General features: G+C 62.9%; 24 protein-coding genes. 11 read left to right on the forward strand and 13 right to left on the reverse strand.

The features are described 5' to 3' along the window. Positions 1–3: 3 nt before the first annotated feature. Complete coding sequence (locus AC0L7I_RS01330) at positions 4–420, reverse strand: DUF2147 domain-containing protein (protein ID WP_473397735.1); 417 nt, start codon at positions 418–420, stop codon at positions 4–6. Between the two features lie 62 nt (positions 421–482). On the opposite strand from AC0L7I_RS01330, the gene AC0L7I_RS01335 reads away from it, so the two are divergent. Next, positions 483–1,385, forward strand: a complete 903-nt coding sequence (locus AC0L7I_RS01335; RefSeq protein WP_473397736.1) for an SDR family oxidoreductase — start codon at positions 483–485, stop codon at positions 1,383–1,385. 63 nt (positions 1,386–1,448) lie between these two features. Next, positions 1,449–2,345, forward strand: a complete 897-nt coding sequence (locus AC0L7I_RS01340) for a DMT family transporter (RefSeq protein WP_473397737.1) — start codon at positions 1,449–1,451, stop codon at positions 2,343–2,345. Here the strand turns inward: AC0L7I_RS01340 and AC0L7I_RS01345 are convergent. From AC0L7I_RS01345 to AC0L7I_RS01370, 6 genes are all read right to left on the reverse strand, one after another. Beyond that, the gene (locus AC0L7I_RS01345) at positions 2,342–3,316 is read right to left on the reverse strand and encodes an NADPH:quinone oxidoreductase family protein (RefSeq protein ID WP_473397738.1); all 975 of its coding nucleotides are present in this window, start codon (positions 3,314–3,316) and stop codon (positions 2,342–2,344) included. The genes AC0L7I_RS01340 and AC0L7I_RS01345 overlap by 4 nt on opposite strands. Then, a complete protein-coding gene (locus AC0L7I_RS01350; protein WP_473397739.1) occupies positions 3,313–4,347 on the reverse strand; it encodes an alpha/beta hydrolase in 1,035 nt (344 codons plus the stop codon). The genes AC0L7I_RS01345 and AC0L7I_RS01350 overlap by 4 nt, the downstream gene beginning before the upstream one ends. A gap of 69 nt (positions 4,348–4,416) precedes the next feature. After that, positions 4,417–5,046 carry a TetR/AcrR family transcriptional regulator gene (locus AC0L7I_RS01355; RefSeq protein WP_473397740.1) on the reverse strand — a complete coding sequence of 210 codons (630 nt, stop codon included), beginning with the start codon at positions 5,044–5,046 and terminating at the stop codon, positions 4,417–4,419. A 76-nt stretch (positions 5,047–5,122) separates the two neighbouring features. Next, positions 5,123–5,809, reverse strand: coding sequence for a DUF6498-containing protein (locus tag AC0L7I_RS01360; RefSeq protein WP_473397741.1), 687 nt, complete (start codon positions 5,807–5,809; stop codon positions 5,123–5,125). Positions 5,810–5,848: 39 nt separating this feature from the next. Next, entirely contained in the window at positions 5,849–6,550 is a 702-nt protein-coding gene (locus AC0L7I_RS01365; protein WP_473397742.1) for a M23 family metallopeptidase, read from the reverse strand. Between the two features lie 30 nt (positions 6,551–6,580). Further along, positions 6,581–7,912, reverse strand: a complete 1,332-nt coding sequence (locus AC0L7I_RS01370) for a flavin-containing monooxygenase (RefSeq protein ID WP_473397743.1) — start codon at positions 7,910–7,912, stop codon at positions 6,581–6,583. A 91-nt stretch (positions 7,913–8,003) separates the two neighbouring features. Here AC0L7I_RS01370 and AC0L7I_RS01375 point away from each other — a divergent pair, with 91 nt between their 5' ends. The 3 genes from AC0L7I_RS01375 (at position 8,004) to AC0L7I_RS01385 (ending at position 9,486) form a co-directional block, all read left to right on the forward strand. After that, the gene (locus tag AC0L7I_RS01375; protein ID WP_473397744.1) at positions 8,004–8,504 is read left to right on the forward strand and encodes a PaaI family thioesterase; all 501 of its coding nucleotides are present in this window, start codon (positions 8,004–8,006) and stop codon (positions 8,502–8,504) included. Next, a complete protein-coding gene (locus tag AC0L7I_RS01380; protein WP_473397745.1) occupies positions 8,494–8,925 on the forward strand; it encodes a PaaI family thioesterase in 432 nt (143 codons plus the stop codon). Before AC0L7I_RS01375 ends, AC0L7I_RS01380 begins: the two co-directional genes overlap by 11 nt. Positions 8,926–9,114: 189 nt before the next feature. Then, positions 9,115–9,486: a hypothetical protein gene (locus AC0L7I_RS01385; protein ID WP_473397746.1), complete on the forward strand. Its 372-nt coding sequence runs from the start codon at positions 9,115–9,117 to the stop codon at positions 9,484–9,486. Between the two features lie 64 nt (positions 9,487–9,550). Here AC0L7I_RS01385 and AC0L7I_RS01390 read toward each other — a convergent pair whose 3' ends face one another. Then, on the reverse strand, positions 9,551–10,768 hold the full coding sequence (locus tag AC0L7I_RS01390; protein WP_473397747.1) for a serine hydrolase domain-containing protein: 1,218 nt from the start codon (positions 10,766–10,768) through the stop codon (positions 9,551–9,553). A gap of 45 nt (positions 10,769–10,813) precedes the next feature. Here AC0L7I_RS01390 and AC0L7I_RS01395 point away from each other — a divergent pair, with 45 nt between their 5' ends. The 3 genes from AC0L7I_RS01395 to AC0L7I_RS01405 all read left to right on the forward strand — a co-directional run bounded on the left by AC0L7I_RS01395 (position 10,814) and on the right by AC0L7I_RS01405 (position 13,417). Beyond that, positions 10,814–11,128 (forward strand): hypothetical protein, encoded by a 315-nt coding sequence (locus tag AC0L7I_RS01395; RefSeq protein WP_473397748.1) that lies wholly within the window; start codon positions 10,814–10,816, stop codon positions 11,126–11,128. Then, positions 11,125–11,571 carry a DUF6265 family protein gene (locus AC0L7I_RS01400; protein WP_473397749.1) on the forward strand — a complete coding sequence of 149 codons (447 nt, stop codon included), beginning with the start codon at positions 11,125–11,127 and terminating at the stop codon, positions 11,569–11,571. The genes AC0L7I_RS01395 and AC0L7I_RS01400 overlap by 4 nt, the downstream gene beginning before the upstream one ends. Positions 11,572–11,644: 73 nt before the next feature. Next, positions 11,645–13,417, forward strand: a complete 1,773-nt coding sequence (locus tag AC0L7I_RS01405; protein ID WP_473397750.1) for a hypothetical protein — start codon at positions 11,645–11,647, stop codon at positions 13,415–13,417. A 22-nt stretch (positions 13,418–13,439) separates the two neighbouring features. Here the strand turns inward: AC0L7I_RS01405 and AC0L7I_RS01410 are convergent, their stop codons facing one another. Both AC0L7I_RS01410 and putA read right to left on the reverse strand, forming a co-directional pair. Continuing rightward, positions 13,440–14,282: a DUF3298 and DUF4163 domain-containing protein gene (locus tag AC0L7I_RS01410; protein ID WP_473397751.1), complete on the reverse strand. Its 843-nt coding sequence runs from the start codon at positions 14,280–14,282 to the stop codon at positions 13,440–13,442. Between the two features lie 14 nt (positions 14,283–14,296). Next, on the reverse strand, positions 14,297–17,431 hold the full coding sequence (gene putA / locus AC0L7I_RS01415) for a bifunctional proline dehydrogenase/L-glutamate gamma-semialdehyde dehydrogenase PutA (protein ID WP_473397752.1): 3,135 nt from the start codon (positions 17,429–17,431) through the stop codon (positions 14,297–14,299). Positions 17,432–17,630: 199 nt separating this feature from the next. Between putA and AC0L7I_RS01420 the strand changes: the two genes are divergently transcribed. Further along, on the forward strand, positions 17,631–18,737 hold the full coding sequence (locus AC0L7I_RS01420) for a glycosyltransferase family 4 protein (protein WP_473397753.1): 1,107 nt from the start codon (positions 17,631–17,633) through the stop codon (positions 18,735–18,737). A 73-nt stretch (positions 18,738–18,810) separates the two neighbouring features. Here the strand turns inward: AC0L7I_RS01420 and AC0L7I_RS01425 are convergent, their stop codons facing one another. Further along, positions 18,811–19,899: a substrate-binding domain-containing protein gene (locus tag AC0L7I_RS01425; protein ID WP_473397754.1), complete on the reverse strand. Its 1,089-nt coding sequence runs from the start codon at positions 19,897–19,899 to the stop codon at positions 18,811–18,813. Positions 19,900–20,162: 263 nt separating this feature from the next. Between AC0L7I_RS01425 and AC0L7I_RS01430 the strand changes: the two genes are divergently transcribed. Beyond that, complete coding sequence (locus AC0L7I_RS01430; RefSeq protein ID WP_473397755.1) at positions 20,163–21,356, forward strand: type III PLP-dependent enzyme; 1,194 nt, start codon at positions 20,163–20,165, stop codon at positions 21,354–21,356. Here the strand turns inward: AC0L7I_RS01430 and murI are convergent. Next, positions 21,302–22,171, reverse strand: coding sequence for a glutamate racemase (murI, locus tag AC0L7I_RS01435; RefSeq protein ID WP_473397756.1), 870 nt, complete (start codon positions 22,169–22,171; stop codon positions 21,302–21,304). The two genes, AC0L7I_RS01430 and murI, sit on opposite strands and share 55 nt — an antisense overlap. A gap of 124 nt (positions 22,172–22,295) precedes the next feature. On the opposite strand from murI, the gene AC0L7I_RS01440 reads away from it, so the two are divergent. Then, positions 22,296–22,598 carry a hypothetical protein gene (locus AC0L7I_RS01440; RefSeq protein ID WP_473397757.1) on the forward strand — a complete coding sequence of 101 codons (303 nt, stop codon included), beginning with the start codon at positions 22,296–22,298 and terminating at the stop codon, positions 22,596–22,598. On the opposite strand, the gene aguB is transcribed toward AC0L7I_RS01440, so the two are convergent. After that, the gene (gene aguB, locus AC0L7I_RS01445) at positions 22,595–23,437 is read right to left on the reverse strand and encodes an N-carbamoylputrescine amidase (protein ID WP_473397758.1); all 843 of its coding nucleotides are present in this window, start codon (positions 23,435–23,437) and stop codon (positions 22,595–22,597) included. The genes AC0L7I_RS01440 and aguB overlap by 4 nt on opposite strands. Positions 23,438–23,443: the final 6 nt, after the last annotated feature.

Consider the following 23,443-nt stretch of genomic DNA (forward strand, 5'->3'; position numbering starts at 1 on the left):
CCCTCAGCTCACTGGCTTCCAGTTCTGCGTCTTGCACAGCAGGGCGATACAGCCCTTCACTTCCAGCACGCCGTCATCCTTCAGCTTCATCTTGGAGCTGTAGGTCTTGCCCTCTTTCGGATTGTAGATCGTGCCGCCGGTCCAGCCCTTTGCGGTCTGCTTGAAGCCTTCCAGCATGGTTAGGCCTAGAATTTTCTTGCCGTCCGCATCCGTGGCCGTTTCAGGCGTCTTGCCGTCCGATACGCTGGCCGGGTCGATCCAGACAATGGTGCCGCAAGGCGTGCCGTCGCCACAATCGGCAATGGTCACATGCGAGTTTTCTTCCTCGGTGGAGAACGTTCCGAACACGTTCAGCGGATCGGCAGAGGCGCTTCCTGCCCCGAGGGCAAGCACAGCAAGGGCGAAAAGGACAGGTTTCATGGGATGTCTCCGGCTTCAGGCGAGCTATACTCACTACCATAAAGCATGGAGGGAGAACACCAATGGACACGTCAAAACTGATGTACCGGGACGGCCTGATGAAGGATGAGCGTATCCTCGTCACCGGCGGCGGCACGGGCCTCGGCAAGGAAATGGCCGAAGGCTTCCTGACGCTCGGCGCCGAAGTGCACATTTGCGGTCGGCGCGGTGGCGTGTGCGAAGAAACGGCCGCCGAACTGATGGAAAAGCATGGCGGCAAGGTTGTGCCGCATGCCTGCGACATCCGCGTCGCCGAGGCCATCTCCGACATGAATGACGGGATCTGGGCCAAGCACGGCCCGCTCACAGGCCTCGTAAACAATGCCGCCGGCAATTTCATCTCGCGGACAGAAGACCTGTCGATCCGCGGGTTCGACGCCATCGCCAATATCGTCTTTCGCGGCTCGTTCTACATGACGCACGATATCGGCACGCGCTGGATCAAGGGCGGCAATCGCGGCAATGTCATCTCGATCCTGACAACCTGGGTGTGGAATGGCGGTCCATTCGTCGTGCCGTCCGCCATGTCGAAAGCTGCCGTCAACACGATGACGCAAAGCCTCGCGGTTGAATGGGCCCGTTACGGCCTGCGCTTCAACGCCATCGCGCCAGGCCCCTTCCCCACCAAGGGCGCGTGGGAACGCCTCGCGCCGGATGCCGACGGCGCCAAACGCATGGATTCCGGCGCCGCCAACCCGATGGGCCGCGTCGGCGAGATGCACGAACTGGTCAACCTCGCCGTCCTGCTGATGGCGCCCGGCGCCGAATACATCAACGGCCAGACCATCGCCATCGACGGGGCCATGTACAATGCCTCTGGCGGCAACTTCGCCCAGCTCACGGCCTGGGGCGACGAGCAATGGCAGGCCGTCAAGGAGACGATCACCGCCTCCAACAATGCCGACAGGGCCAAGCGCACGGTGTGACCCTGATTTCGTCGGCCTCGGACAGGCTTTGACACGCTCCTCAAGGTGCTGTCCAAGCGCCGGATGGAAATCTGGATACCCATTACGATAGCTGCCGCCTTCCTGCAGAACCTGCGCTCGGCGCTGCAGAAACGGTTGAAGGCCACGCTCAGCACATGGGGCGCCACGGCGGCCCGTTTCGTGTTTGCTGCGCCGCTGGCCTGCCTCGTGCTGGCTGTCCTGCTCGCTGGCACTGGCCGCAGCGCACCGCCGCTCAACCTGACATTCGTTGCCAGCAGCATGCTTGGTGGGCTGGCGCAGATCCTCGCCACCGGCCTGCTGATCCATCTCTTCTCTCACCGGAACTTCACCGTTGCCACGGCCTTCACCAAGACAGAGCCCGTCCAAACGGCCCTGTTCGGCATCGTCCTGCTCGGTGACCGCCTTTCGCTTCCGGTCGCGCTCGCCATCCTGGTCAGCCTGTTCGGCGTGGTCCTGATTTCCCTTCCCGCCGATCCTTCCGCCCGCCGCAGCTTTCTGGACCGCAAGGCCCTGCTGGGCATCCTGTCAGGCGGCCTGTTCGGCCTCTCGGCTGTCGCCTATCGCGGGGCGTCCCTGTCTCTGGTCGAGGGCGACGTCTTCCTCCGCGCCGCCACCACACTCGCCTTTGTCACCGCGTTCCAGGCGCTGGCCGTTCTGGCCTTCCTGCAAATCAGGGAACCGGGACAGGCCGGCCGCCTGCTGCGCAGCTGGCGCAGCGCTGCCTGGGTCGGCCTAGTCGGCATGCTCGGCTCGCTTGCCTGGTTTACCGCCTTCACCCTGCAGAACGCCGCCCATGTCAGGGCGCTCGGCCAGATCGAGGTCGTATTCATGATCGGTGCGTCGGTGTTGTTCTTCAGGGAACGCATCTCCGCACGCGAGATGATCGGCGTCCTGCTCGTCTCCGCTGGCATAATCGGACTGGTGCTCTACGCCCGCTAGGGCGTCACCACGACCTTGCCGACGACCTTGCGGTTCCAGAGCATGGCGAAGGCGTCCATCGCCTTGTCCAGCGGGAACTCGGCATGCACGCGCGGGTGCACCTTGCCTTCGCGCGCCCAGTTCCAGATCGTCTCGACATTCTCGCGGCCCTTGTCGGGAAACTGGCGGCCATACTCGCCTGCCCGCACGCCGACCACGGAAAACCCCTTGATCAGGGGCATATTGGTGGAAACGGTCGCGATCCGGCCTGACGTGAATCCGATCACCAGAAGCCGCCCGTCAAAGGCAATGCAGCGCACGCTCTCGTCGAACACGTCCCCGCCGACCGGGTCGAACACAACGTCCGCGCCGCGCCCCCTGGTCAGCGCCTTCACCTTGTCGCGAAAGCCCTGGCTCACATTGATCGCGTAATCCGCGCCATGCGCGACCACCTTGTCGAGCTTGTCGTCAGAAGCCCCTGTCGCGATCACGGTTGCGCCCAACAGCTTGCCGACATCTACCGCCGCCATGCCGACACCGCCGCTGGCGCCGTGCACCAACAGCGTCTCGCCGGGCTGCAAATTGCCCCGCCGCACAAGCGCGACATAGGCCGTCAGGTAGGCCGCCGAATAGGAGGCAGCCTCTGAAAAACTCATGTTTTCGGGCTTCTTCTGCAGGCCCGCCACCGGAACTGTCAGGTATTCCGCAAAGGCGCCGAACCGGTTGCCGCCCGCCACTGCGTCGCCAATGGAAAAGTCCGTCACGCCCTCGCCCAGCGCATCGACGACGCCGGAAAAATCCATGCCCGGCGTAAACGGCGGCTCCAGTTTCAGCTGGTACTTGCCCTGCGTCAGCAGCAGGTCCGGAAAATTGACGCTCGCCGCCTTGACCCGCACGCGCACTTCGCCGGGGCCCGGTTCCGGCATCGGCACGTCGCGTATTTCGGTCCCGGAAAAATCATCCGTGATCGTATGGCAGACCAGCGCCCTCACAGCCGGCCATACATGTCGCGCACCATGCCCGCAATCTGGAGACAGGCCCGGCGCGAGCCCGGCGAGAAATCGGTGAAGGCCGTGAAGGCATGGGACAGGCTGTCATAGCGCTTGTGCTTCACATAAACGCCATCCCGCCCGAGCCGCAGCGCGTAATCGTCCCCCTCATCGACCAGCGGGTCATGTCCCGCCGTAACCACGATCGCCGGCGGCAGGCCCGACAGGTCGCCGCTCTGGCCTGGCGACAGCAACGGGTCGCTCCGATCATGGCCCTCTGGCAGGTACTGCTCCATGAACCAGTCCATCGTGTCGGTCGACAGCGAGAACGTATCGCCAAAGGCTTTGCGCGACGGAAATTCCTCGACCAGGTCCACGGCCGGATAGATCAGCAATTGAAGGGCCGGGACCGGCTTGTCCTGACGCTTCATCTCCTGCGAAACGATGGCCGCAAAATTGCCGCCCATACTGTCGCCGCCCACGGCCGCCACGCCTGCCGGGGCGCCATACTTGCCGGCATTGCGCAGCGCCCACTCATAGGCGGCGATCGCATCGTGAATCCCGGCCGGGAATTTGTGCTGCGGTGCCAGGCGATAGTCCACCGACAGGACCGGGCATTTGGCGATTGTCGCAATCATCGAACAGAATGCATTGCACGTGTCGAGATCACCGATCACGCCGCCGCCCATATGGTAATAGACCATCATCGGATGCGCCGGGTCCTGTTCGTCCGGCAGGTAGACGCGCACGGGAATCTCGTTCCTGTCCGGGCCGGGAATCTTGGAATCTTCGATGATGACACCCGGCTCCGGCGCGGCCGCCAACGTGGCAAGCTGCTCGCGCGTTGCCGCCTGCACCACCTCGGCCGGAAGCGATGAAAAGGGCGGCGCCTTGCGGCCGGTCCAGGCCACCATCTGCAATTGCGGCTCCAGCACCCGGCCATTGATCTCGAGCGGCTTGCCGCCCGCCATGCGCACGAGCAAGCCGCCCGGCAGTTTGAATATCAGTTTCGTGATTGTCTGCTGTAGACTCATGGCCCGGCTCCCAAACTGCCCTCTTCAAGCCAGTCTAGCCACCTTCCCCGAGGTCCGCCAAGCGCTTCCTCAAACAGCCGTGCCCGAGATCTCGCGCACGCCCGCCAGCAGAAGGGCCGAGGCGAATTTCGTCGCGGCATCGGCATTCACCGGTCGGCGCTGCAGCATGTTGTCGCCCATTTCCCTTGCAATGCCGATGGCTGCCGCCGTGAGATAGTCGATGTCGATCACCGGCGCCCCGGCCGCAGACAGGACATGGTCGAGATCGGACCGGATCTCACCGGCAATCGCCAGCATTTCCGGCGTATCCACGCGCACGCCGATCAGCGCCAGGTGCGGCGCACCGCCCTTGATCGCGTCCTCATTCTCCGCCGCGATGAAGCTGAAATAGGCATGATAGGCCTGCTGGATATAATCCTCGAACGTCGTCGCCCGCGCCCGCACATCGCTCAGCCGCGCGCGGAACCGGTAAGTGGAATCCTCGGCAATCGCCTCGAACACCTCTTCCTTGGACTTGAAGTAATTATAGAACGTGCCCGCAGCGAGATCGGTTTCGCGGATGATATCGCGCACCGTGGTGGCATCAAAGCCGATGCGCGCAAACACACGGCGGCCGGCCACCAGGATCGCATGCCGGTTGGCGGCCTTGGAACGGGCGCGTTTGCCGGTCACAGCGACCGTGTCGGAAGAAGGAGGCATGCACTATCCTTTTTGCGCCGAAAAGTTGCCGGCCAGTCGGGCCACCTTGCGCAACCCGTCACCAGACGTCAACTTTTTACACGCGCGGCGTGAATTGGCCAGACGGCTTGCTCAGTCCGCGATCGAGGCGCCTGCGGCGCAACACCGACAGGGCGATGCCGAACGCAACCCGGATCATGATCAGGACCAGCACGCCCAGCAATGGCTGGCTGGTCGCCAGGGAGAAGAAGGCACCGAGTATGATCGCCACGTGCAAGGTGACGATCCGGCCATAGGGGGCGAACATTTCGGCCGACAGGTTCGCCGTCCTGAACTCGCCCCTGCCGATATAGTCGGTCAGGAAGAACGCCGCATTGGTGACGACGATGACGGCCAGGAACAGTGCCATCCCCTGCCCTGAGCCAATCGCCCAGAGCACCAGGTCCATCGGGCCGTCTCCGGCACCGCCGCCGCCCGCGAACGATTTCAGGAACACGCCGTGCCCGTAGCAGAACATGCCATAGTGCAAGGTAAAGAACGGGATCAGGAAAGCCGCCGCGCCGAGCTTCAGGATGTCGCCCGTCGCCGCCCCCGCCAGCCGAAGGATCGTGTAGCCCCCGATGATCAGGTTTTCCAGCCAGTAGAGCGCTACCAGCGGGGTCGCCCCCCAATGGAACAGGATGATCGCGATGATCGGCAACAGGTCGGTCGCAAGGCTGAGCCAGGCCAGTGGATCACGATAGGTACGCGCCAGGAATGACGGATCGAAGAAACGGCTCGTCATGCCGCCCTGCCTGCCTGGTACATCTTGCCCCCTGCGTGCCTAGGAACCCGCCATCAGGAACTCATAGGCCGGAAAACTGAACGGGTCACGCACCTGCAGCCCCTTGGAGCCCCTTGGATTGTGATAGTTCCCGGTCAGGATCTCGTAATGCAGGTGGATCGCGGTCGCGTTGCCGGATTGGCCCATCATGCCGACCGGCTGGCCAAAGCCGATTTCCCGTCCGACCGCCACATTCGGGTCGAAATAGGCAAGGTGGGCATAGCGCGTATAGACGCCGCGCCCATGGTCGATCAGCACCTGCCAGCCATAGCCGCGCGAATTGCGGGCCTCGATGATACGTCCCGGCGCAGCGGCAAAAACCGGCCCGGATGGGCGCCGCGTCAGGTCGAGCCCGTCATGGAAGCGGCTTCCGCGAAAGCCGAAACCTGACGACAGGCAGACATCATTGGTCGGCACGGTCGCCAGCACCACGCCGTCGACAACGACCACCGGCTTGAAATCCATCACCCAGCCGCCCTCATGGGAAGGGGGCGCATTGCTCACCTTCATGCCGCTGCAGACCCGCAGGTATTCATTCGGCTGGTAAGCGCCCTGTGCCGGATTGTGCGGGTCGCCCGGCGGGCCGTAAATTGTCGGCGCAGGCGATGGCGCGGCGACAGCCACCGCAATTCGCGGTGGAGGTGCAGACGCGCACGCCGCAGCTGCCAGGAGCAGCAGGATGGCTGGGATCAGTCGGATCATCGGCTGCACCCTACCACGTTTCTCTTAATGTCAGGCAACCACACCTGCGCGTTTTGCGCCGCGCTTTAACTCTTTCAGCAGGTCCGCGACATAGACGCCGAAGTCCACCTGCATGCGGTGGCGCGGGCTGTCATAGAAATGGCCGAGGTGTTCCTGCTCGTCAGCCTTGGTGATCCGGGCCATTTCCGCCGCATCCGGGAAGCCATAATCGCCGGTCAGCGCAGCAGCGACCAGTTTCGATTGCTGCTCGGCAAAATTAACCAATGTCGGCAAGGGCTGGGCCAGTCCCAGGAAAAACAGCGTCTCGAAGCCCGGCTTCACCATGCGCTTGTATAGCGGGAACGTATTGTCCTGCGGCGTCAGTTCCGGCTGCTTCAGGAAGGGGAAGGTCACATTATAGCCTGTCGCCCAGACGATGGCGTCCACCTTCTCGCGTGAGCCATCGGTGAACACGACCCCGTCGCCGTCGAGCCGCTCGATGCCTGGTCTCGGCAGGATGTCGCCACAACCGACGCGCGTCAGGAACTCCCCCGACACTGACGGGTGGCCGTCCAGCGGCTCGTGGTCGGGTTTCGGCAGGCCATAATCTTCCATCATGCCGATCGTCTTCTTGATCTTGGCCCGTGCCAGCTTGCGCCCGAGCTTGCTCGGCAGCCATGCCGGCAGGGCCGCCTTGTCCGCCGGCGTACCGTCCATGTATTTCGGCAGCACCCAGACGCCCCGGCGCATCGAGATGAACAGCTTGTTCGCGATCGGCCGCTGCGACAGTTCGGAGGATATATCCATCGCCGAATTGCCCGCCCCGACAATCATCACATTCTTGCCGCGGAAGTCATACGGCTCGAACGGGTCGCGGTAATGGTGCGAATGGACCTGGTAACCATCGAAATGCCCGGGATAGCTCGGCATCCGCGCATCCCAGTGGTGGCCGTTGGCGACAACCAGCGCATCATATTCGCGGCTCTCGCCCGTCGACAGCGTCACCTTCCAGCGCCCACCCGGCAGGCTTTCGCAATCGGTCACGGCCGTGTTGAACGTGATCGTTTCGCGCAGGCCGAAATGGTCCACATAATCGTGGAAATATTGCAGCAGCTGGGCATGGTGGGGGAAATCCGGCCAGTCGTCCGGCACGGGATAATCCTCAAAGGCGAGGCGCCATTTGGACGTGTCGATATGCAGGCTCTGATAGCAGGACGAGGTGCCGTTCGGGTTCTTGTAGTACCAGTTGCCGCCGATATCGTCCGACATCTCGAAACAGTCATATGGCAGGCCATGATCCTTCAGGCGCTTGGCCATGGTGAATCCCGAGCATCCTGCGCCGATGATGCATGTTTTCGGTTTGTTGCTGCCGTCAAATGCCATAGGCCTCTCCTCCCGCTGCGTGAACTGTTTCCACGTCAGTGACCAGATGTTATCCGGGGCGGCTGGAACGTCAAACGAAGAGGCCTCTCCCATGAGCGATGACGCGACGTCAGCACCGGAAAGGGGCCCCCTGCCGCTCCGTCTGATGCAGGAAAACCTCGACATGATCTCCGGCGTCATCCCGTGGGGGCGCCGTCTCGGCTTCCGCATGACCAAGGTGGAAAAGGGCCATGTCTGGGGCATCCAGCCCTGGAAGGAGCGCCTCGTCGGCGATCCCGATACAGGTGTCATACATGGCGGCGTGCTGACCGCCTTTCTCGACAATCTCTGTGGCACGGCCGCCGGCTCCGCCATGGAACAGGCGCGCTATGTCGCCACGCTCGACCTGCGCATCGACTATATGCGCCCGGCCGACCCGCGCCGCGACATTCTCGGCGAGGCCGAGTGCTATCACGTCACCCGCTCGATCTGTTTCACCCGCGCCTGGGCCTTCCACGAAACCCGCGACAAGGTCATCGCCACCGCCGCCGGTGCCTTCGCCATCACCAAGCCGCGCGCGCCCTCCACGATGGGAGGCACCGATGCCGAATAATCCAGGGCTCAGCCGCGCCGAAGAGGTTGCCGCCTTTATCGCGCGCACGCCATTCGCGCAGGAACTCGGCATGCACTGCGAAGTCATGGGCGACGAGATGACAGCCATCCTCCCCTTCCAGGACAAGCTGATCGGCAATGTCGCCATCCGCGCCATCCATGGCGGTGCGATCGGCGCCTTTCTCGAGATCACGGCCATGGCGCAGGTCTTCCTCGTGACCGAGCACCTGACGCGCCCGCCCCGCCCGATCAATCTCACCATCGACTATATGCGACAGGCCCACGCGAAAGACCTCTACGCCCGCGCCACCATCACCAAGATGGGTCGGCGCATGTGCTCGGTCCATGCCGAAGCCTGGCAGGACGAGAAATCCAAGCCCGTCACCACCCTGATGGCTCACTTCATGGTTGGCGGCGACTGACCCTTGAGCCCCCTCTCCCTCCGGGGAGAGGGGGTTGGGGTGAGGGGATACTGACTTCTCCACACGCCCCGGCAGCTCAGACGGCAGGGACATTCCCCCTCACCCTCGGTCCTTCTCCCAAGGGAAAGGGAGGCGCGCCACTTCACCAACTTATCCGCCCCCTGCCAACCTGCGCGTATAATGCGCCCCATGCCCGCCTTTTCCCTCCTCTCGCCCCTGCCCGGCCTGCCCTGGTACCTGCTGCCCATCTGGCCGCTGGTCTTCTGGCGCATCCAGCGCCTGAAGGCATGGTTCCGGAAAACCGGCGGTCCCGGCTCAGAGATGCTCTGGGGCGTGATGTGGAACGGGCGGGTCGTGGTCATCCGGCTGTCGGATGATCTCTCCGGGTATCGTCCGTGTACTTTTCGTGCACCGGTGTCGGGAAGGCTGAAGCTGGCGCTGACAGATACCATACATCCGTGTCCCCGGCGCAGGCCGGGGCCTCAGGCCATCCTGTCCGGAATAATCGCAAGAGATCCCGGCATGCGCCGGGAATACGGATTCAACTTGCCCGACACCTGACCCATACTTCACCCCCAGCACGCCCGAGCCTCTCCCCAAGCGCCCCCTCAAGGCGTCGCTGGCGCTACTCCATGGGCGCCGCGATGGCCGCCACCTCCGGAAAGGCACCCGCAATCGCCTGGTTCCAGCGGAACAGGTCCGGCCAGTTCTCGCCCTCATTGGACATCAGGCCGAGACGGACAATCACGAGATCGCGCGACGGCACGATGAAAATGGTCTGTCCCTCATGGCCCTCGGCGGCGAAGCTGTCCCACGGCGGCGCGTCACGGCGCTGGTAGGATGGCACCGGCGCGGCCCCATCCGTCGTCAGCCAGAAGCCCGCGCCATAGACGTTTTCCTTCGGCCCATCCGGATGCGAGCGGGAAAAATCCACCCAGCCTTCCGGCAACAGCCGCTCGCCGTCCCACACGCCATCGCGCAGGTAGAGATAGCCGAACTTCGCAAAATCGCGCGCCGACGCCCACACGAGTGAGCCACCGAGATACGTGCCGGCCGCGTCGAATTCCAGTTGGGTTTCCATGCCGATAGGCCGGAGGAGGATTGTCTGCAGGAAGGAGCGCTCGAGTTGCAAGCCTTGTTCAGTGGCAAATTCAGGCATTGGGATTTCCAGAACCAGGTCCTGGACAGCCCGCCCGATCAGATGAAACGCCGCCGTCGAATAGTTCCACACCGTGCCCGGCTCATGCAGCGGCGGCAGCTCGTCCTTGATATAGTCCAGCACATCGAACCGCCCCGGCCCGTACATCATCTGGATGACGTCATTGTCCGCCATGCTGGCCGCGCCGATCTCGGTATAGTCGAGCCCGTCCGTCATGGTCAGCCACTGGCGCCATGTAATCTCCGCCCGCGGATCGCCCGCGTCGAAAGGCGTCGGCATCGGCGCATCGATATCCTTGATGAAACCGAGCGCCACGGCCCGCCCGACCAGCGCCGAGGTCACCGATTTCGCCATGCTCCACGAAACCTGCTTCGTCTTCGGCCCGAATCCGTCGCGATAAGCCTCCGCCACCAGCCGGCCATGATGAATGATCACCACCGCTCGCGTCTCGCCCATCGGGCCTGCCTTCTCGCCCGCAATCGCCGTGTCGATCATGGGCGTCACAATCGCCGCGACGGCCGGGTCCATCTCGCCCGACTCCCAGCCCGCCGTCGGCCAGGCCAGCCCCTCCGGCTGCGGCGGCAGCGGCACCAGTTCCTTCGCCGACGCCAAGCCTCCGCAAAGGAAAACAAACCCGACAAGGCCCAGCCTGACCGCTGCGGAATTCAAGAAATGGTTGCCCACGACAATGCTTCTCCCCTAACCTTTGCGCCAGCTTAGGGGCATCTCATGAAAGTCGTCAAAGTCCTTCTCATCACGTTCGGTGTCATGATCGCCCTTATCGGCATCGGCTGGCAGGTCTGGCTGAAGGACCAGGTCGCCTTTGCCAAAGTGGCGACCGCCTATGGCGCCAAGCAGGTCTGTTCCTGCCTGCACGTCGCCGGGCGCGGGATGGACAGCTGCAAGGGTGATTTCACCACCGACATCAGCGCCGTGACCTTCGCCGACGACGGCGCCGAAACCAGTGCCACCGTGCTCGGCGGCCTGGTCGGCGCGAAAGCGCGCTTCGCGCCCGGACTCGGCTGCACGCTGGTCAAACCGTGAAGCGGCTGGCCCTCATCCTCCTGCTCGCAGGCTGCGCTTCGGCGCCAGCGTCTGCCGGGAAAATGCCGCCGCTGGACTGGATTTCCGGATGCTGGGAAAGCGGGGATGCGAGCTATCGTGAAGTCTGGTCGTCCTCCGAACAGGGCTATTTCTTCGGTTATGCCGTGTCCCTGCAAGACAATGCCGTGTCCTTTTTCGAACAGACCCGTATCGCACCAGGCCCGCCCGCAGTGTTTAACGCTTATCCGGCGGGCCAGGGTCCCTCGCTTTTTACAGAACGCGCACGGACCGAAACCTCGATCGAATTTGCGAACGCGGAACATGACTATCCGCAAGTCGTCGCCTATTGGAAAACGGATCTTGGCCTTTCCGCCCGCATCTCGCTAAGCGACGGATCGGATCAGAGAGACTTCGCATTCGTTCCTTGCGCCGCCCCGTCCTGATCCAAGCCGCTGATATTTAGGCCTTGCTTAAAGGGTTTGTAGCAGCGTGCCGTGAACCGCGAGAGAAAGCCTGATGCCAGCAATCCCGGATTCCGGAGACCTGACCGCGACGCCCTATTGGCGCGTATTCCTGCTCTTCCTCGTGACAGGCATCGGCATTCTGCTGCTCGATGGCCCGCCGGGCGCCAGCTTCGCGGCCGACGTCGACGATATTGCCCGCAAGCTGCAGATCGCAGACCTCCTGCGGGACGGGCAATGGCACGACCTCTCCTGGCCTGTCCTCGCCATGCCGGACGCCTATGTCACGCCATGGTCCAGGCTGGTTGATGCGCCCTATGTGTTCGTGACCTGGCTGCTGGGCCCGTTCATGGGCCCGCAAGCGGCCTTCGCCGCCGCGCGCCTCGTCGTGCCACCGCTCTGGTTTGTCGCCTATGCCGCCCTTGCGGCCCGCGTGATCCAGCACCTGTCGGGGCCCCGTTTGCGGGCGCTGCCGGTCATTGCTGCGGCGATCGCATCGTTGCTGGCCCTGCCCGAATTCTATCCCGGGCGGATCGACCATCACAATGTCCAGCTTGTCCTGATGCTGGCGCTCTGCCTCGGACTGGTCTCCCCGCATCGATACGCGGGCGTGCTGATCGGGATGGCCAGTTTCCTGTCCGTCGCCGTCGGGCTGGAGTGTGCGCCCTTCGTCGCCTTGGCTCTGGTCGGCCTAGGACTTGCGGCTGTCTGGACAGGCGACACCGACCTTGTGCAGCGTCTCTCCCAGGCTGGCCTGACATTGTTGATCGTCAGCCTGCCGGCGAGCGCCGTTCTGATTGGGCCCGGCGCGATGGCGCAGACCCAGTGCGACGCGCTGTCGGCGCCCTGGATTGCCGCTCTCTGCCTCGGCGGGCTGGTCCTCGCAGCAGCGCCGCGCCTCTGGCAATCCCAACGCTTCGGCGGTCGCATCTCACGCCTGCTCAGTCTCGCTGTCCCGGGCACGATCCTGCTGGCAGGCCTGTGGCTCGCTTTCCCGGCTTGCCATGCCGGTCCCCTGTGGATGATCGACCCCGTCGCGAACGAATTCTGGTTCTCCCGCATCCCCCAGGAACACAGCCTGATTGAAGGCTATGCCAGAGGGGCCCCGCTGGCCATACCGGTGGTCATGGGCGGACTGATGGCTGTGCTCATCGCAACCTGGCAAGGGGCCCGGCCCCGCACGGCGGGCGCCTTGGTCATCCTCCTGTTGGCCAGCGCTGCACTGCTCCTGACCGTCCTCCAGACGCGCAATTTCAGGTTTCCGGCGGTCTTCGTTCCATTGTTCGTTCCCTCAGTGATGATCGCGCTTCCGACGGTCACTTCGTGGACAAAGCGTCTCGTCCCGCTGGCCGTTCCGCTCTGCCTCGGGCTGGCGCTGGCTGGTCTGGTCAAGCGAACAGACCTGGCGATCGAACCTATCCTTGTGATGGAAGGCGATGCCTGCAAGGACGCCGACCTGTCAGCGCTCGACACGGCCCCGCCCGGCATCGTGATGGCGCCCTCGGGCCTGTCATTCACGCTGGCTGAGCATATCGATGCAACACAAGGCCCCCACCAGCTTGCATCGCTGCCATTCCACCGCGCGGCTCCCAGCATCAGCCGGGTCGCGAAAACATTCATCGTGGACGACAGCAAAACGCGCCGCGAAGCGCTCGCGCCCTTCACCTATGTTGCGGTCTGCACCACGAACGTGACTTTCGATGGCTCGATCGCCCCGCTCTACGAGGCCCTCAGCGCAGGCAAGGAATGGCCCGGACTGGTCGACCTTGAATCGGAGAACACTTCCCGGTTCCGCCTGCTCCGCATCGATCACGACGCACTGAAATAGCTGCGCGGGACGTCGCCCTTCCCTATTCCTCAGTGACCGGCCCACCGGCGAACAGCCCGGCATATTCTGGTTTCAGGAAATCACGGAACACCGATTGCGGAACGACCGACTGATAGGCTCCTTCGGCATAGGACCCGATCTCATAGGGCGCGAAGTGGACGACAAACCCGCCAAACGTGCCGGCGTCCGTTGATGCAACCAGGCCAATCTCTCCGCCCAGCACGCTGCTGGCCGATATCGCATCAGCGGTTTCCGCCCGGAAGGTTTCGACGGAAGACCCGCCGCCGACTTTCTCAGACCGCTGCTGCGCCATGTCGGAGAGAATGAGCGGAAGGCATTCCACCATTGCGCCGGACGGGTCGGCCAGCAGGTCGCGAAACGACATCTGCATTCCGCTCTGAATACTGTAGATGCGCGCATCGGTTCCATAGTTGCCGTGCGCGCCGCCCGAATAGGCCGCCGTGAATCCCTCAAGGCTGATCAGGTCGCCTGCTGACGCCTCCAGCGCCCATCGGATCGACAGGCTGTAGGGCGTGAAATATTCAGGGTCCGCCTCTCGATACGCCAGCGCATCGGCATCCATGGCCTCTATCCGCCCGCGTGAATCCTCGACCAGCTTGGCGGCAATGTCCGGCGCGACCTCGAACAGGAGATCATCAATACTGGCGGTGCCTACGAAATAGTCCTTGGTCACCTCCAGATTACGCGGCACGTCTGCGACCGCTTCGGGATCGACCGCCGGAATGTTCTCGCCAACCAGATGGTCGCCATCCTGGGTGACCTCCGTGTCCGGCGCATCAGGCGCCTTTCCGCAGGATCCTATCAAGAGCACACCCAGCGCAGCGCAACAGGCCAGTCTCAACATCACATCGTCTCCCCTTACAAACTCAGCAGTTCGGCATCCCCGCCCTGCGCGGTAATATTCACCGTTACCACACGCTCATTGGCGAAACGATGGAGGTAATACGGCCCGCCGGCCTTTGGCCCGGTGCCTGACAGCCCTTCCCCGCCAAATGGCTGCACGCCGACGACAGCACCGGTCATGGAACGATTCACATACGTATTCCCGACGGGGCACACGGATTTCACGGTGGCGTGGAAACGCTCAAGGCGCGAATGCACGCCCAGGGTCAGGCCATAGCCCTTTGCCTTCAGTGCGGCACCAAGCGTCTTCACATTGTCGGGATCATATCGAAGGACATGCAGGACCGGCCCGAAATTCTCTTCCTGTATCTGGTCTATCGACGACAGCTCGACCAGAGCGGGACCGAAACCGAACCCCTCCTTGCCGATCTTGCCGGAATCGATCTGATGGAGGACTTTCGCTTCCGTGCGCATCTTGTCCAGGTGCTTTTCGAGCAAGTCGCGCGCGTCGGCGTCGATCACCGGGCCGAGATCGGTATCCGCCTCGGACGGATCACCCAGCTTCAATTCATTCATGGCACCGATCAGCCCGTCAATCAGGCTCTGGGCCGTCGACTTCGGAATGAATGCGACCCGCAGCGCCGAGCAGCGCTGGCCGGCAGAGCCGAAGGCGGACACGATCATGTCGTCGATGACCTGTTCCCTCAGCGCTGTCGTGTCGACGAACAAGCCGTTCAGGCCGCCCGTTTCCGCGATCAGCGGAATGATCGGACCGTCCCGGCCGGCAATCGTCCGGTTGATCAGGCGCGCTGTCGATGTGCCGCCGGTGAAACAGACGCCCGACACGCGCAGGTCGGATGTCAGCGCCGCGCCGACCGTCTCGCCCCGGCCCGGCAGCAAGTGCAGCGCGTCGGCGGGCAAGCCCGCTTTCTGGAACAGGCGAACGGCTTCGAACGCCACCAGCGGCGTCTGTTCGGCCGGCTTGGCGACGACCGTGTTCCCGGCCGCAAGGGCGGCCGCGATCTGGCCGGTGAAAATGGCGAGCGGGAAATTCCAGGGGCTGATGCAGCAGAACACGCCGCGCCCGTGCAGCGACAGGTGATTGGTCTCGCCGGTCGGTCCCGGCAGGCGTACAGCGCCTTCGAACTCCTGCTCTGCCTGCGCCGCGTAATAGCGGCAGAAATCGACTGCTTCGCGCACTTCAGCCACACCGTCGGCCAGCGTCTTGCCTGCTTCGCGGGCCATAAGCGCGATCAGGCGCGGCGCGTTGTCTTCCATCGCATCGGCCATGGCGCGCAGGTGTTCCGCCCGCTTCGATCCGCCGAGCGCGTCCCAGCCGGGCTGGAATTTCACGGCCGCTTCAAGCGCCGCATCGATCGCTTCGGGACCTGCTTCCTTGCAGGCGCCCAGGATGTGGCCTGTGTCAAACGGCACCCGGATCAACTCGCCACCGCCGGTATCTGACTTGCCAGATACGATCGCGCCCGCAGCAATGGCCGGACTGTCGCGGAAGGATTTCAGCGCCGAGGCCATAGCCTGGCGCACAGCTTTCTGGCTGAGATCGAGGCCGGTTGAATTGCGCCGCTCCGGTCCGTAAAGGCGCGGCGGTGTCGGAATGCCCGGATGCCGGCGCGGCCCGATCTCGACCCGCGTGATCGGATCGTCCACGACGTCTTCGACCGGCACGTCCGGATCGAGGAAGGAATGCACGAAGCTCGCATTGGCGCCGTTTTCGAGCAGGCGGCGGACGAGATAGGGCAACAGGTCCTTATGGGCGCCGACCGGCGCATAGACCCGCACGCGCCGACCCGCTTCAGCCGCATCATACAGCGCCTCACCCATGCCGTGCAGGCGCTGGAATTCATAGTCGGTGACACCCGACGCCTCGGCCAGAAGGTCGACCGCCGCCAGCGTGTGGGCGTTGTGCGTAGCAAACTGCGGATAAAGCTTCGGCGAGGCTTCGAGTATCTGTTTTGCACAGGCAAGATAGTGAAGGTCGGTGCCGGGCTTGGTCGTGAAGACCGGGAAGTTCGGATAGCCCTCGATCTGGGCATGCTTGATTTCGCTGTCCCAATAGGCGCCCTTGACGAGGCGGACCATGAAACGCTGTCCGGTCTCGTCGGCGAGACGGGCCAGTTTCTCGATCACCGACAGCGTACGTTTCTGGTAAGCCTGGATCGCAAGGCCGAGGCCGGTCCATTCCCTGAGAGACGGTTCGCGTGCAAGACGGTCGAACAGTTTGAGGCTGAGCACCAGCCTGTCGGCTTCCTCCGCATCAAGGCAAAGGTGAATGTTCGCTCCCGCAGCCTTTTTGCACAGGCCCAGCAGGCGCGGGTAGAGTTCCGCCATCACGCGGGTCTCGTTCACGGCCTCGAAGCGCGGATGCAGCGCGGACAGCTTGACAGAAACGCCGCTCGCCTTTTCCGGCGCCGTGCCGATATCCTTCTCAGCTGAAACCGCATCGATCGCCAACTCATAGGCCTTCAGGTAGCGCGCCGCATCTTCCGCGGTCCGCGCGCCCTCGCCCAGCATGTCAAAGCTGAAATGGGCGGCCTCGCCTGACTTCACCATGCGCTTGCCGCGCTTCAGCGCTTCCTTGACAGTCCGGCCAAGGACGAACTGTTCGCCCATGATACGCATCGCCTGCATCATGGCTGCGCGGATCACCGGCTCGCCGCTTTCGCGAATCAGGCCGGAGACGAACGCTCCCGGGCCTTTCTCAAGCGATTTCGGCACGCCAATCACCCGCCCCGTCAGCATCAGGCCCCAGGTCGACGCATTGACCAACCAGCTTTCGGACTGGCCGAGATGGGACGCCCAGTCGCCCGAGCGAATCTTCTCGGCGATCAGGTCGTCGCGCGTCTCGGCGTCCGGCACCCGCAGCAAGGCCTCAGCAAGGCACATCAGCGCGAGGCCTTCGGAGTTCGACAGGCCGAACTCTTCGAGGAAACTTTCCATCATGCCTTTCTTGCGGCCCCGGCTGCGGGCGATCTCGACAAGTTCGCGCCCGTGGCGAACAGCGGCCTGGCGCGCGCCGTCGTCCAGCGGGGCCTCTTTCAGCAATCCTTCAAGCAAGGCCTCCTCGTCATCGAATTTTTGGGCGTCGAGATCATCCCAGGCGAGGGAGGCAGTGGGCAGCGAATCAGGCATATGGGATTCCGAGGGGTAAAAGTTTAAAGAGCGCCGGTTCGGCAGAGCAAAAGCCTGCCGGGTATTTCATGTTTACGGGCACAGTCATATCGGCACATAGAGGCAAACGCGAGCAAGATTGCAGTTGTTCCGCCTCTTTACGCACAGGACCAACCCCGCCACATTGCCGCCGACCGTAGGGCGGCCTCAAGGAGACCCGATGCGCATTCTTCTGATTACCGACGCCTGGGACCCCCAGGTCAACGGCGTCGTGCGCACGATGAAGCGGGTGATCGCCGAATCCGAAGCGATGGGCCACATCTGGGAAATCGTGCATCCCGGCGACGGCTTTCGGACTGTGCCCCTGCCGACCTATCCCGAAATCAAATTGGCCCTGTTTGCCCGCAAGAAGATCGAGGAACGTTTCCACGAGTTCGAACCCGATGCGATCCATATCGCTACCGAGGGCACGCTTGGCATGGCCGGCCGCACCATGTGCCTGATCGTCAAGCACCCGTTCTCGACAGCCTACCATACCCGCTTTCCCGAATATGTTTCCGCGCGCCTGCCGATCCCGATTTCAGTCGGGTATTCCTTCGTGCACTGGTTCCACAAGTATTCCGGCAAGGTGATGGTGCCGACCCCGTCAATGGTCGAGGAACTGAAGGCCCGCAACTTCATCAACCTTGTTGCCTGGACGCGCGGCGTCGATACCGACATGTTCAATCCGGCCAAACGCATTCCGGAAGGCGCCGGGAACGACCCCTTCAAGGGATTGCCGCGCCCGATTTTCCTGAATGTCGGTCGGGTCGCTGTTGAAAAGAATATTGAAGCCTTTGCAGAACTCGACCTGCCGGGGTCGAAAGTCATCGTCGGCGACGGGCCGCAGCTGGAAGAGCTGAAACGCAACTATCCGAAAGTGACATTCCTGGGAGGCAAATTCGGCGAAGAGCTTGCTGCCATCTATGCCAGCGCAGATGTGTTCGTATTTCCCAGCCTGACAGACACGTTCGGCCTTGTCGTGCTGGAAGCGATGGCATCGGGCATCCCTGTTGCGGCCTTCGACGCAACCGGCCCGCGCGACGTCATTCCCGGCTCAAATGCCGGGACGATCACGCCCGTCGGCGGCGACCTCGCCCAAGGCGCGCGTGACTGCCTGGCGCTCAGCCGCGAAACCTGCCGCGCCTATGCCGAGACCTATAGCTGGAAATCCTGCGCCGAAGCCTTCATCGAAAACCTCCAGCCCCTGCCCGCCCCGGCACGCCGCCGTTTCTGGCAGAAGATCCGCCTGCGCCGGCGCAAGAAGCCGCCGATCGAGGGGCTGTAGGCCCAAAAAAAACCGGCTGCCTTAAAAGCAGCCGGTCAGATTTTTGCGGGTCAGGCGCGCAAGCCTGGTCGGCTTATTCAGCCTTGAGCCCCTCGACGACCACGCGCTGGGCCGCGCGATCCTCGTCGCTGAGCGGAATCAGGCCTTTCTCGACGAGGTAGCCATCCGGGCCGAATGCATTGTCCGAGGTGAAGGCTTCGACAAAATCAATCAGGCCGGGCACAAGCGGCAGGTTCTGCTCTTTCACGTAGATGAACATCACGCGTGACAGGCCGTATTCGCCCGAATTGATGTTTTCGAATGTCGCCGGCACACCGGCCAGCTCTGCCCCTTTGACCCGGTCTGCATTCTGTTCGAGGAACGAATACCCCAGCACGCCGATAGCCGCTGGCGTCTTCACCAGCGACTGGATGATCGCCGTGTCATTCTCGCCAAAATCGATCCAGGCGCCATCCGTGCGGATTGTGTGGGCCCGGTTCTTGAAGGCATCCTTGTCGCTCTCCTTCAGCGCAGCCAGTTCAGGCAACGCCTCGGCGCCATGTTCCATACCGAGTTCAACAAATGCGTCACGCGTTCCGGATGTCGGTGGCGGACCGAACACCATGATCGGCTCGTCCGGCAGGTCGGCACTCACATCGTGCCAGGACTTGTAGGGATTGGTCTGGAAACCGCCCGCGCCGTCCGGAACGTCCTGGGCCAGGGCGAGGTAGAGCTGTGTCTTCGTAATATCGAAATCCGGGCCTTCCTTCGAATTCGCGACGACGATTCCGTCATAGCCGATCTCGACTGCGGTAATTTCCGTCACGCCATTGCCGGCGCAAAGTGCGGTTTCGCTGGCCTTGATCGGACGCGAAGCATTCGAGATCGACGGTTGGTCCGGGCCGACGCCCTGGCAAAACGCCTTGAAGCCGCCGCCGGTGCCTGTTGTCTCGACGATTGGGGTCGGGAAACCGGACGTCGCACCAAACCGTTCAGCCACGGTGGTAGCGAACGGCGAGACCGTCGAAGATCCAACGATCTTGATCTTCTGGGTCGAACCGGACATTTCAGGCCGGTCAGGCGCGGCATCGGATGCCTCAAGCGTGGAAAGGTCTGTCTTGCCGCAAGCGACCAGCGCCAGCGCCATAAGACTGATTGCACCGAAAGTCATGCCAGATTTCATGAGATTTACTCCTGCAGAATCATTCCCGGAATCGGGTTTCGAGCGCCCAAATACGCTGCGGGCATGACAATCATGTCGAAGTTAAATGACGTTTCTGTGACATCCGTTTCGGGCGACTCATTTTTTCGCTTGCACTTCCCGTCACGTTCGCATATCTCACCCCCCGAATACGGATGTGGCGGACATCTGGGCCAACCCTTAAACTGGGGGCCCCCTGCACTAACGCCCGAAGCTGGTTAAAAGCCCTTTGGAGGTTAGGTGTCATGCACTCCTATGCTACCCCCTATAATATCGTGCGTTCGCAAGAACCCGATCTGCCTGTTTACTGCTTCCGCCCGGACCGGGTGACAGCAGCTGCGAAATGGTTCCGGGAAAGCTTCCCGGCCCAGCCATTCTATGCCGTCAAGGCAAACCCTGGCGTACACGTGCTCGACGCCCTGTGGGCCGCCGGCATCAACAGCTTCGACGTGGCGTCGGAAAACGAGATCGAACTGATCTACAACCGGTTCCCCGGTGCCCGCATGGCCTTCCTTCACCCTGTGAAGAATCGCCGGGCGATCTCGCGTGCCTACCATCAGTACGGCGTTCGCATTTTCGTGACCGACACGCAGGCCGAGCTGCAGAAAATCCTCGAAGAAACCGGTTATGCCCGCGACCTCACCATCATCGTGCGCATTGGCGTCTCGAATGATGGCGCAACCCTTCCGCTGACCGGCAAATTCGGTGCGAACGAAGACGACGCTGCAGACATCCTGCGCGAAGCCCGCCGCTATGCCGACGAGCTGGGCGTCTCCTTCCATGTCGGCAGCCAGGCGATGAAGCCATCGGCCTGGGCGACCGCCATGGCCGACGTGTCACGTATCATCATCTCGGCCGGTGTGACCGTCGATATCGTGGACGTCGGCGGCGGTTTCCCGTCGATCTATGCCGATACGCCGCCGCCATCGCTGGAAGCCTATGCGGCCATGGTCGAATCCTCGTTCGAAAGCATGTTCGTGCTCGAGAACGCCGACCTCTGGTGCGAGCCTGGCCGCGCGCTTGTCGCCGAAGCCGAAAGCCTTCTCGTGCGCGTTGAGCTCGCGAAACCGGGCGCAATCTACATCAATGACGGCTCCTACGGCTCGCTCTATGACGCCGTGCACGAGCGCTGGGCCTTCCCGATGCGCGCCATCACGGGTGACGGACGCAAGCTGCGTGGCATGGCCGAGTACACGGTCTATGGGCCAACCTGCGATTCAACCGACAAGTTCCCTGACAAGGTCTGGCTGCCAGCCGGACTGACCGAGGGCGACTATCTCGAATTCGGGAATATCGGTGCCTATGGCCGCGCCATGGCCAGCCGGTTCAACGGGTTTGGCGAGTCGGAAGTGGCGATCGTCCATGATGCGCCATGGCCGAGCCTCTACAATGCGATCGGCGCCGAAGTCATCGCGATCGGCTCCAAAGCCACGAAGTGAGCGTCCGGGAAGCCGTAACGCCTGAGGACTAGCGCCAGATCCGGCGACTCCTCGGGCGGGCTTGTCAGGTAGGCTGAGCCGCCGACACCACGCGCTTCGGTTTCATGTGGCAATACGCGGATCGTTTGCCGGGCGATCGCAGCGCCTGAATCGACATAGCTGACCCCGTGCGGCGCGCTGGCGATCAATTGGCCGCGCACGAGCGGGAAATGCGTGCAAGCCAGCACGACCGTATCGATCTGGTCGCCGCCGGGGGCGTCGAACAGCGGGGCCTGGGCTGCTGCAATCGCCTCGATCGGCACGTCTTCACCACGCGCATGCGCCTCGGCGAGCCGCACGAGTTCTATGCTCCCGTGCATGATGACATGGTGCCCGCTGGCAAACTCGTTGATCAGCCGCGCCGTATAGGCCCGGCGAATCGTTCCCGGCGTTGCCAGAAGGCCGATGGTGCCCGTCTGGCTGAAGGCGGCCGCCGGCTTGATCGCCGGGACGGTCCCCACCACCGGGATATCGAGGACGGCCCTAATCTCGGACAGGGCCAACGTGCTCGCCGTGTTGCAGGCAATGACGAACACGTCCGGCCTGACATGGTCGCACAGCATCTTGGCGACCCGTGGCAGGCGGTCTCTCAGGGCCTTGTCGGACTTGTCGCCATACGGGAAAAAGCCGCTATCGGCTGCATAATGCACACCCAAGGCGGGTCCGAGCGCCCGGATTTCCTCCGCTACAGTCAAGCCGCCAACGCCTGAATCGAAGACCAGAACCCGGCCGCGCGCCGGGGATGGAACGAAATTGGTAAACTGAAAGTCGGTCATGGCAGGAAATTATTTGCATTCGCTCGCGGCGAAAAAGGGGCAACCACGCAAGTTTGGCATCAGATTTGTTGTGCACCGCACAATATGAGCCTATTATCCTGTTCAGAAACAAGGAATTTCATTCATGATGGACCTCTGGCTCGCGCCCTGGCGCGCATCGCTTTCCCTGACCGCGTCGATGCTTGAAATGATGCTGACAGCTCAAAAGAGCCTGGCAGGCAGCGAAAGTATTCCAGCCTTCCAGCCCATGGACGAGGCGCGCATGCGCGAAGCCTTCCACAAGGCAGCCGATGCCAACCTGCGTCGCTGGGGCGACACGGCCGACGCCGTGAACAACCTGCCTGAATGGTATCGTGACCTGGCCCGCGTACCGGGCGGAATCATGACCGACTGGTTCGATGCGGCGCACCGCGTGAAGCAGGACTAGAGCAGCGATCCGTACAGGTCCGGCCGCCGGTCACGGAAGAATCCCCAAGCCGCCCGTTCGCGGTCAATCAGGTCGAGATCGAACGTCGCGAGTATCACGCCTTCGGCCTTGCGGTCCATGTCCGCCACGACTTCGCCGGTCTGGTCGGACATGAAGCTCGTGCCGTAAAAGGCCTGTCCCTGCTCGTCGCCTACGCGGTTTGCGGCGCAGACCGGGATCACGTTCGACACGGCATGCCCCAACATGGCGCGGCGCCAGCGCGCGGCGGTATCGAGGCCCGAATCCTGCGGCTCGGCACCGATGGCTGTCGGGTAGAGCAGCACGTCTGCGCCCATCAGGGCCATCGCGCGGGCCGCTTCCGGAAACCACTGGTCCCAGCAGATGCCGACGCCGATTTTTCCCTTTTTTGTCTCCCAGACGCGAAAGCCGGTATTGCCCGGGCGGAAATAGAATTTTTCCTGGTAGCCCGGCCCGTCGGGAATATGGCTCTTGCGGTAAACGCCGAGGGCAGCGCCGTCCGCGTCCAGCATGACGAGTGAATTGTAATAGGCCGGGCCGTCCTTTTCATAGATCGACACCGGGATCACCACGCCGGATTTCTTTGCAATTTCAGCGAGTTGCACGACAGCCGGATGTGTTTGCCACGGCAGGGCGCGGGCGAAATGCTCTTCTTCCTGAGTCTTGCAGAAATAGTAGCCGCAGAAGAGTTCGGGCGGCAGAACGACATCCGCGCCCCGGCCTGCAGCCTCTTCAACGAATCCGGCGACGCGGTCGATGTTCGCCTGCACGTCGTCACTGGGTGAGAACTGGATGGCGGCGAGGGTGATCGAGCGGGTCATGGGCGG

This window comes from Hyphomonas sp. J20-32 (assembly GCF_055808555.1).

Coding starts and splice junctions, on each gene's coding strand:
- AC0L7I_RS01380 (WP_473397745.1), top strand. CDS start 8,494: ATGCCGAATAATCCAGGGCTCAGCCGCGCCGAAGAGGTTGCCGCCTTT.
- putA (WP_473397752.1), bottom strand. CDS start 17,431: ATGCCTGATTCGCTGCCCACTGCCTCCCTCGCCTGGGATGATCTCGAC.
- AC0L7I_RS01370 (WP_473397743.1), bottom strand. CDS start 7,912: ATGGCATTTGACGGCAGCAACAAACCGAAAACATGCATCATCGGCGCA.
- AC0L7I_RS01360 (WP_473397741.1), bottom strand. CDS start 5,809: ATGACGAGCCGTTTCTTCGATCCGTCATTCCTGGCGCGTACCTATCGT.
- AC0L7I_RS01330 (WP_473397735.1), bottom strand. CDS start 420: ATGAAACCTGTCCTTTTCGCCCTTGCTGTGCTTGCCCTCGGGGCAGGA.
- AC0L7I_RS01395 (WP_473397748.1), top strand. CDS start 10,814: ATGAAAGTCGTCAAAGTCCTTCTCATCACGTTCGGTGTCATGATCGCC.
- AC0L7I_RS01410 (WP_473397751.1), bottom strand. CDS start 14,282: ATGTTGAGACTGGCCTGTTGCGCTGCGCTGGGTGTGCTCTTGATAGGA.
- AC0L7I_RS01430 (WP_473397755.1), top strand. CDS start 20,163: ATGCACTCCTATGCTACCCCCTATAATATCGTGCGTTCGCAAGAACCC.
- AC0L7I_RS01335 (WP_473397736.1), top strand. CDS start 483: ATGGACACGTCAAAACTGATGTACCGGGACGGCCTGATGAAGGATGAG.
- AC0L7I_RS01420 (WP_473397753.1), top strand. CDS start 17,631: ATGCGCATTCTTCTGATTACCGACGCCTGGGACCCCCAGGTCAACGGC.
- AC0L7I_RS01425 (WP_473397754.1), bottom strand. CDS start 19,899: ATGAAATCTGGCATGACTTTCGGTGCAATCAGTCTTATGGCGCTGGCG.
- aguB (WP_473397758.1), bottom strand. CDS start 23,437: ATGACCCGCTCGATCACCCTCGCCGCCATCCAGTTCTCACCCAGTGAC.
- AC0L7I_RS01350 (WP_473397739.1), bottom strand. CDS start 4,347: ATGAGTCTACAGCAGACAATCACGAAACTGATATTCAAACTGCCGGGC.
- murI (WP_473397756.1), bottom strand. CDS start 22,171: ATGACCGACTTTCAGTTTACCAATTTCGTTCCATCCCCGGCGCGCGGC.
- AC0L7I_RS01365 (WP_473397742.1), bottom strand. CDS start 6,550: ATGATCCGACTGATCCCAGCCATCCTGCTGCTCCTGGCAGCTGCGGCG.
- AC0L7I_RS01440 (WP_473397757.1), top strand. CDS start 22,296: ATGATGGACCTCTGGCTCGCGCCCTGGCGCGCATCGCTTTCCCTGACC.
- AC0L7I_RS01385 (WP_473397746.1), top strand. CDS start 9,115: ATGCCCGCCTTTTCCCTCCTCTCGCCCCTGCCCGGCCTGCCCTGGTAC.
- AC0L7I_RS01355 (WP_473397740.1), bottom strand. CDS start 5,046: ATGCCTCCTTCTTCCGACACGGTCGCTGTGACCGGCAAACGCGCCCGT.
- AC0L7I_RS01375 (WP_473397744.1), top strand. CDS start 8,004: ATGAGCGATGACGCGACGTCAGCACCGGAAAGGGGCCCCCTGCCGCTC.
- AC0L7I_RS01405 (WP_473397750.1), top strand. CDS start 11,645: ATGCCAGCAATCCCGGATTCCGGAGACCTGACCGCGACGCCCTATTGG.
- AC0L7I_RS01340 (WP_473397737.1), top strand. CDS start 1,449: ATGGAAATCTGGATACCCATTACGATAGCTGCCGCCTTCCTGCAGAAC.